The 6915-nt window shown below is 34.3% G+C and carries 10 protein-coding genes; all 10 read right to left on the bottom strand.

Features of this window, described 5'->3' with window-relative positions; translation table 11 throughout:
* Positions 1-92: 92 nt before the first annotated feature.
* Positions 93-332 carry a hypothetical protein gene (locus tag ABS911_RS13535; RefSeq protein WP_350468001.1) on the bottom strand — a complete coding sequence of 80 codons (240 nt, stop codon included), beginning with the start codon at positions 330-332 and terminating at the stop codon, positions 93-95.
* Positions 333-350: 18 nt separating this feature from the next.
* Positions 351-1397 (bottom strand): Lin1244/Lin1753 domain-containing protein, encoded by a 1047-nt coding sequence (locus tag ABS911_RS13530; protein ID WP_350468000.1) that lies wholly within the window; start codon positions 1395-1397, stop codon positions 351-353.
* 18 nt (positions 1398-1415) lie between these two features.
* Positions 1416-2111: an MBL fold metallo-hydrolase gene (locus ABS911_RS13525; RefSeq protein WP_350467999.1), complete on the bottom strand. Its 696-nt coding sequence runs from the start codon at positions 2109-2111 to the stop codon at positions 1416-1418.
* Between the two features lie 2 nt (positions 2112-2113).
* Positions 2114-2884, bottom strand: coding sequence for a phage recombination protein Bet (gene bet, locus ABS911_RS13520; RefSeq protein ID WP_350467998.1), 771 nt, complete (start codon positions 2882-2884; stop codon positions 2114-2116).
* A gap of 2 nt (positions 2885-2886) precedes the next feature.
* A complete protein-coding gene (locus ABS911_RS13515) occupies positions 2887-4935 on the bottom strand; it encodes an AAA family ATPase (RefSeq protein ID WP_350467997.1) in 2049 nt (682 codons plus the stop codon).
* Between the two features lie 223 nt (positions 4936-5158).
* Complete coding sequence (locus tag ABS911_RS13510; RefSeq protein WP_350467996.1) at positions 5159-5326, bottom strand: hypothetical protein; 168 nt, start codon at positions 5324-5326, stop codon at positions 5159-5161.
* 94 nt (positions 5327-5420) lie between these two features.
* A complete protein-coding gene (locus ABS911_RS13505; protein ID WP_350467995.1) occupies positions 5421-5594 on the bottom strand; it encodes a hypothetical protein in 174 nt (57 codons plus the stop codon).
* A complete protein-coding gene (locus ABS911_RS13500) occupies positions 5594-5830 on the bottom strand; it encodes a helix-turn-helix domain-containing protein (protein ID WP_350467994.1) in 237 nt (78 codons plus the stop codon). The genes ABS911_RS13505 and ABS911_RS13500 overlap by 1 nt, the downstream gene beginning before the upstream one ends.
* Positions 5823-6359 (bottom strand): helix-turn-helix domain-containing protein, encoded by a 537-nt coding sequence (locus tag ABS911_RS13495; protein ID WP_350467993.1) that lies wholly within the window; start codon positions 6357-6359, stop codon positions 5823-5825. Before ABS911_RS13495 ends, ABS911_RS13500 begins: the two co-directional genes overlap by 8 nt.
* Positions 6360-6382: 23 nt before the next feature.
* The coding region (locus ABS911_RS13490) for an ORF6C domain-containing protein (protein WP_350467992.1) at positions 6383-6915 on the bottom strand (533 nt) is incomplete at its 5' end.

Here is a 6915-nt window from a genome sequence, read left to right as displayed (position 1 = left end):
GAGAAGATTATCCATATCACCAAACATCCCAAGAAATTACTTAACGCCTTTCACCTTAGCAAAAACTAAAATTCCATCCGTGACTATTCCTCCTAAAATAAAGTTGTTTGTTCTACGAAATGAAGATTTTCTTTCCTGGTCGTACTGTATTCTGTTGGAACAAAAACTAATCTTGATTCTTTCTTTCCGGAAACGCCTGGCATCTCTTCGATGTAGAAATCATCATCGATATAAAGAGATTTTTCAGTGATCAATACACCAGGTATAAAGACTTGTTTGTTTTTATCGAACTTTTTCAATTCTTTAATTAAATTACCTGCAGTTGTTTTCATGTTGCCTCCTGAAAGGATCTAAGGTCTTTTGTTCTCGACCTTAAATCCGTGAAGTGTGCTTTCGATTTGTGTTTCTTTTTCTCTATCAAAGCTTTGAATCTTTTTGAGACGTTCCATAAACGCTGCTTTTTCTTCTTCGCTCATCGGTTTTTCTTCAATTTGCTGATTTTCTTCTTTGGCCCAATCCGGAAGTGTTTCTTTTCGAATTGAAGGATTTCCGCCATAAGAAGGTTTCTTTTTACTGTTTTCAAAGGCAATATCTGCAACCTTTACTTCATCCATGGTTTTTATACCAGCCTTATCCCAATTTTTCATGATACCTTCAGCATATGGATAGCCTTTTAAAGCCAGTGCAGCTCTGCTCATTGCTTCGATGACTAATTCTTCACTTAAATCGTCAATCCAAAAATCTATATTTTGACTAGTAATAGGATTTTCTATTATTTGAAAGTGTTGCTGATAAAATTCATGAGCTTTATTGCCTGGAGGGACTACAACGTCATCATCGCTCTTGTTACTGTTGTTTCCTTTGCTTTCCTTTACTTTACTTTCCTCTACTTTACTTTGTGTACCAGCGTCTACATTTTCATCAAGTGAGCTAGATTTAATGTTTACATTTTCGTCAACTGACGGTGGGTTAATGTTTACATAAACAATATTTTTATATTTTTCTATCTCATTACGGCTTAAAAGTAGATATTCTCGCGCGACTTCGACTTCTTTTCTTCTAACACAAGCTTCAAAATACCGCTTCTGGACCCCTCTTGAAGTTAGGATTCCATGTTTTTTGTAAAGATCGCTATTAAACACATCCCATTTAAATGTTGCATTAACTACGTCTGACAAGTAGTTAATGTCTACATTTACCCTTCGAGAGAAAAGTTTTTGTTCCTTTTCGCCCCATTCATAGTAATAAGACGTTGCATATATCTTCATTAAAAGTTTTATGACGATTCCAAAACCTTTGATTCCAAAATCTGCTTCAACTAGAGCTAGTTTGTCATCTTGATCAATATCAGTATCAAGAGGAAAATAGTCTAACCCTGCGTTTGTCGGCCTTGCCATTTGTGTTTCACCTCGTTCCTAAGCGATATACACCGGGACTCCAGTTATCGCTTGTATTTCTTTTTTAAAACGTTCTGCGTCTGAATTGGCATCTGATAAGTGAAGCAGCCAAACCTCTTGTAACTGACTTATATCATTTGATTTTATGAACGTTTTGACATTTTCTAATTCAAAATGACTTTTTAAAAGTCTGTTCTTTCTATATGCTCCAATACGTCCAGAAGCAATGTTTTCATCCAAAATATCCAACGAGTAGTTACATTCAATCATCAAATGAGTAATACCTGGAAGCTTGTATTTGATATAGTAAGTGTCAGTAGCAAATAGTAATCGATCACCATCTTTTGATTGGATAAAAAAACCTAAAGGCTCTTTGACATCGTGCTGAACATCGAATGGCAAAACTGTCCAGTTGCCTATTTTTTGCTCGTTTAACGACTTTAAAATAGTTGACCGATAACTAGGAATATTCAACACTTCTTGTGTCCCAGCGCTTAAAAAAACGTCCACTCCAGTTTGTTTAATAAGTTGGTTCACATATTTTTTGTGATCGCCATGCTCATGTGTGATTAGGCAGCCATCTACAGACTGCCAATCAACATCATTCATCTTTTTTAAACTTATTCCTGCTTCTAACATCAACGATCTCTCACCATCAGATATTACATAAGAGTTTCCATCACTATTAGAGCCGTATACATTAACCTTAATCATGATTAGAACTCTGGATCGTTTGCAAATGGAGGTTTGCGGTCATCGAACAACGCTTCTTGTGTTGGTTCATTTTGATTGATTGTTTCTTTTTCAACTTCTTTGATTGGTTTTTTATTTTTTTCATCCGGTTTATCAAAATCAATAATTTTAGAGTTTGCATTTTCATCAATTTCTTGTTGAGCTTCTTCGACTGGTTTAGGAGTTTCAGAAACACTACTTTCTTCTTCCGTATATAAAGCTCCAACATTATCTGGAAAAGCTTCGCGCAATGCGTTTACGATAGCTGTCTTACGGATCATGTTTAAAGGCATATCTTTCCATGTTGCTTGATTTTTACTGAACTCAGAAAGAGAAAGTCGTACGCTAATTGGACGTTCGCGGTCTTTTCGGTAGACTTTAGCCCATCCACCAATCAGCACATCACTTTTAAGCTTCACAGCACCTTCAACTTCGATCAGTTCATCTTTACGCTCGACGATAATTCCGGCTTCTAAACCATTGTATTGAGAATGTGTTTCAGCCCGTTTCATAAATGCTTCTTTTGAAACAATGATTTGTGCTGGTTGGTTACCAAATTTGATTAAATACGCTTCATTCAAGAAAGGGTTCAATTTTTGGAACTTACAAAGCTGCATAAACATTACTATTTCTTGATCTGAAACATTCCCGTTTCCTCTAGTTAGATATTGAGCCACCATATTCCCACTTAGTTTTACTTCGTTACCATTTACTTCGTACGCTATAGGTGTTGTTAATGCTGATTCGTTTGCCATGTTTATAACACTCCTTCAAGTTGTTTAGATTCAACTTTCAATTCTTTTTGATCCTTTTTTGCGATTAATTGGATCAATTGCGGTTCAACTTCAACTTTCCAATTCGTAACTCCTTCAGCGTTGTCGATAAATATTGGAACTTTAACTTCTTTTAATCTAGAAAGAGTATTTACGATGTCTGCACCAGCATTGATTCTTTCACCATTGCTCAATCCTCCAGTGAAGGGTGTACCATCAACAATTGGCTCGCAAATCTCTTCTAGACCTCCGTTTATTGCTGTATCGAATAGCTTCCATTCAACAATTTGGAATTGACTATTGATTTTGTCTGTTAACAAAGCGACTTTAGTTCTAACGAATTCATCTAGCAGGAATAATTGTTTTTCAAGTTCTCCATAACGAGCGCTCTTAGTCTTTTCTTCTGAAATTAATTCGTCTTTACGTTGTTCTTGTTTTTTAACCATTACGAATTGATATAGAGTATCGCTAACTTCTTCAATGTTTGCTTTCAAAGCATTCAATCGCGTTTTCTTAACGAGCAATTCACTTTCTGATGATTGATTAACTGATTCGATTTCAGTTTCAATTTCTTCGATAGTTTTATTTATCGCAGCGTACTCTTTTGTTTCTTCAAAAGGAACTGTAGCCGATTGAATAGCTTTAATATGTTCTTTAATGACTTCATGCTGCGCCTTCAGTTGATCACGTTCTTTTTCAGCTTTCTCGTAATCTGTATTCACTTCTAAAATAGTTTTAAGATCTGTTATTTCAGTTTCTAACAAAGCTTTACTTTCATTTAAAATGACACCTTGTTTGTTTATTTCTTCAAGTTTATTAGCTTTCGTAACATTGAATTCCATAGCTTCAGCTTCATAGTTAGCTTTTATTTTCTCTAATTCTTCTGGAGGGTAATCTTGGCCACAAAATTGGCATGCTGTTTTATGCTCATCGAATGCTGGGAATACATCATCACGAACCTTAAAGAAGTCATTCCTTAACTTTTCTTGGTCCTTAACGATTGCTTTAATCGAATTTTCTTTGGCTGCTATTTCTGATTTTGTCTTATTTATTTTTTCTTCTTCTTTCAAAAATGCATTCTGTGCATCCATAGCTTTCTCAAAAATTTCTTGTCTTCCCTTTTGCAGACCATCAATTTTTTTATTTTGATTAACTTGATACTCGCTTCTTTTTGTTTCTAGGTTTGCTCGTTCAGTTTGGATTTCTGAACGTTTATTCGATACGAAACTACCATTGATAAAAGATGAAATTTCTTGTTCAAGTTCGAGTAATTGTTTTTGCAACGTTTCTTTTTCTTTTTCTAATTCTTCTTTATTAATACCAGTTAAAGAGCTTTCTAATGCAGAACTGAAACGATCGGCTTCATCGATACGGACAGCTATTTCTTTAATTTGATTTTTAAGATTAATCTTCTCTTCAGCAATTAATGAACGTTTATCGTCAATGGATCTTCCTTCAAGGATTTTAGTTAAAGGAGCCAGTTTTTTATCACTTTCAATTACAGCTTGATCACTCAAGTCTCCAGATAATTCAAACAACATTTTGCGACGTTCTTTTTTATCCATGACTTCTGGTACATAATAGATATTTGTAAGCTGCTTGAATGATTCTTCATCGATTAGATCAGCGACGATTTTATTAAAATCTGTCTTGGACTTTTTCAAATCATCTACACGATAAGTTGTTGTGTGACCAGTAAACTCGCTTGTTTCAAAACCACGCTTTTTAGTCCAGTTTTCTTTAGTCATTCTGGCCAACTTTAATTCTTGTTCGTCTACAGTAAGAATTAGTTCAACTTCTGTTTCTAAATGATGAATAGGATTGTTATCTTCATCCAAAGGTTTCCAAGGGAAATCTTGCTTGTTCTGAGAGTTCTTTCCGAATAGCACATACCAGAAAGCGTCGAACACTGTTGTTTTTCCGGATCCGGTTTCGCCAAAAATTGTTAAGTCGGTATCATTTGCATTTAGTTCAAATTCTTTAAAACCTTTAAAATTACGTAATTTCATGTTTTTAATTGTGATAGTTTTCATGTTCTCGCTCCTTTTTTGTGTTAAAATGAATACAACATTTAGTTATTTAAACCTTGAACCTCTGTTACAGCAGTGGTTCTTTTTTTGTTTATTTTTTATCATTCTTCTTCACAACTTTCGCAAGTTCTGGGATATCCAACTTCTTGAAAATCTTCCATCCAACTACCGCATTCTTGACATACTAAGCCATTTAAAACATCATCCATCTAAACCAACCTCCTTTTTAAATTACCCATATGATTCCTTTAACAACTAATGAAACCATTGCTATTACTGCCAATATTCCGAAAAATCCGTACCATATAAAAAAATCTTTTTTAGAGATTTTTTTTCTTCCAAAGAAGTACATATTTGAAGCCCAAATGAGATTTTTTAATGTTTCTGCTGACATTATTCTTCCTCCTTTATTTGTGTAACTAACATGGTAATTAACATTACCCAACACACCAATCCGATTATTACGAATAAACCTGTTAGCGCTAAAATCAGGACCTCCAACAAACTACTTCCTCCTTGACGGTTGCTCTGTCGATCTTTCTAGACAAAACTTTCAACTTCTTATCTAATGCTGCAGCAATTCCAAAACATTGTTGTTCTAATGCTCCAATTTGTTTTTCGCGGATTGCTCTGAAGGTATTTAAATCTTTTTCTAAACTCATTAACTCGCCTTCTCTTTTTTGAGAATGTTAGTATAGTCAATTTCTTCTTCTAAGGTTTTGCGTAGAAAACGGTCAATCTCAAAATCCGGAACTTTTATTAATGGAATCTTCATGCATCTAAGATTTTTAGTTCTGATTAATTCGTAAACAACATCCGTACTAACGTTTATAATCGCAGCAGTTTCTTTAACGCTGAAATTTCTTCGTTCGATTGTTCTTATTTCTACACTACTCATGATCCTCTCTCCTTACGTAACCCTTTACTGACCAATAGGGTTTTCTATTAGTAATAGCTTGCATAATAGATAAGTCTGTTTTAGCTAACATAGACATTACCAGTCGTGTTTCAATCAGCATTTCATCTAAATATTCATTCGCATAACTTTTAATAATATCTAGATCTTCTCGAGTAAGGCAGTGATCATTTTTACTTAAGGACCTTAGCGCAATTTCTTTTTTTGCTTTTCTTTCAGCCGCTTCTTGTTGCTGAAGAAAATCTAAAACATGAGGATTATCTTGGTAAATGATCGTATCCATAGCTGGTAAGGTTCCAAAAAATTCATTTGATAAATTCTGATTTAACATTGAATCGTTAAGAAACTCTGAAATATCCTGAATGGCTTCAATTGGCGTTGGTTGATTTTGTAAATAAGCATTAACAGTAGATGCAGATCGATTAATTTGACCAGATAACTGGACCTGCGAGATACCCTTCCTTTTAATTGCTTTCTTTAATTGACTTCCGATGGTTCTTGAAACTGTCATGTTTTATTTCCTCCTTTTATTTTTTAAATACCTAATGGAATCTGATTATTTCTTTCCTTGATTAACATTTTCAATTCAGTAGAAGGCTCCCACAATTCCGCAAATTCAATAGCTTCACCAAATTTAAGTTTTGGTATTTCTTCATATGCTTCAACATCAAAGTAGTTTTTAATTTCTCTCCAGTGATTGCTGTAAAGTCTTGCTCTTAAATTTCTATTGTTATAGGCCTGGGCTCTCTTTCCACCTAAAGCGTTATAAACATTTTTTCTAACCAATCCAGCTAAATGATGTTTTTGTGAACGACTCAAGTTGATTTCTTGCTTTAAATCGTGAATGTCATCTTGGACCAACTTCAATTTCGCTTTAATTTCTTTTTGCGTTTTTAAAGTTTCAATCATGATATCTTCCGGTTCTGTTGGTAATTGGTAGAAACCCGTTTTTCTGATTGAAGGAATTACTTCGTGAGTGATCCAGCGTTTAAATGCTTTTGCTTCTGGTTTGCGACTCGAAAGAATCAAACTATATAATCCGAATTCATTCACGACTGTTTTTAAAG

It is taken from the genome of Carnobacterium sp. (genome assembly GCF_040274425.1).
Note: the sequence above shows the minus strand (reverse complement) of the source record. Positions and strands in the feature narration are given on the sequence as shown.

Excerpts from the sequence above, each read along its gene's own strand:
- ABS911_RS13515 (WP_350467997.1), bottom strand. The coding sequence starts at position 4,935 with ATGAAAACTATCACAATTAAAAACATGAAATTACGTAATTTTAAAGGT.
- ABS911_RS13495 (WP_350467993.1), bottom strand. The coding sequence starts at position 6,359 with ATGACAGTTTCAAGAACCATCGGAAGTCAATTAAAGAAAGCAATTAAA.
- ABS911_RS13525 (WP_350467999.1), bottom strand. The coding sequence starts at position 2,111 with ATGATTAAGGTTAATGTATACGGCTCTAATAGTGATGGAAACTCTTAT.
- bet (WP_350467998.1), bottom strand. The coding sequence starts at position 2,884 with ATGGCAAACGAATCAGCATTAACAACACCTATAGCGTACGAAGTAAAT.
- ABS911_RS13535 (WP_350468001.1), bottom strand. The coding sequence starts at position 332 with ATGAAAACAACTGCAGGTAATTTAATTAAAGAATTGAAAAAGTTCGAT.
- ABS911_RS13510 (WP_350467996.1), bottom strand. The coding sequence starts at position 5,326 with ATGTCAGCAGAAACATTAAAAAATCTCATTTGGGCTTCAAATATGTAC.
- ABS911_RS13500 (WP_350467994.1), bottom strand. The coding sequence starts at position 5,830 with ATGAGTAGTGTAGAAATAAGAACAATCGAACGAAGAAATTTCAGCGTT.
- ABS911_RS13530 (WP_350468000.1), bottom strand. The coding sequence starts at position 1,397 with ATGGCAAGGCCGACAAACGCAGGGTTAGACTATTTTCCTCTTGATACT.
- ABS911_RS13505 (WP_350467995.1), bottom strand. The coding sequence starts at position 5,594 with ATGAGTTTAGAAAAAGATTTAAATACCTTCAGAGCAATCCGCGAAAAA.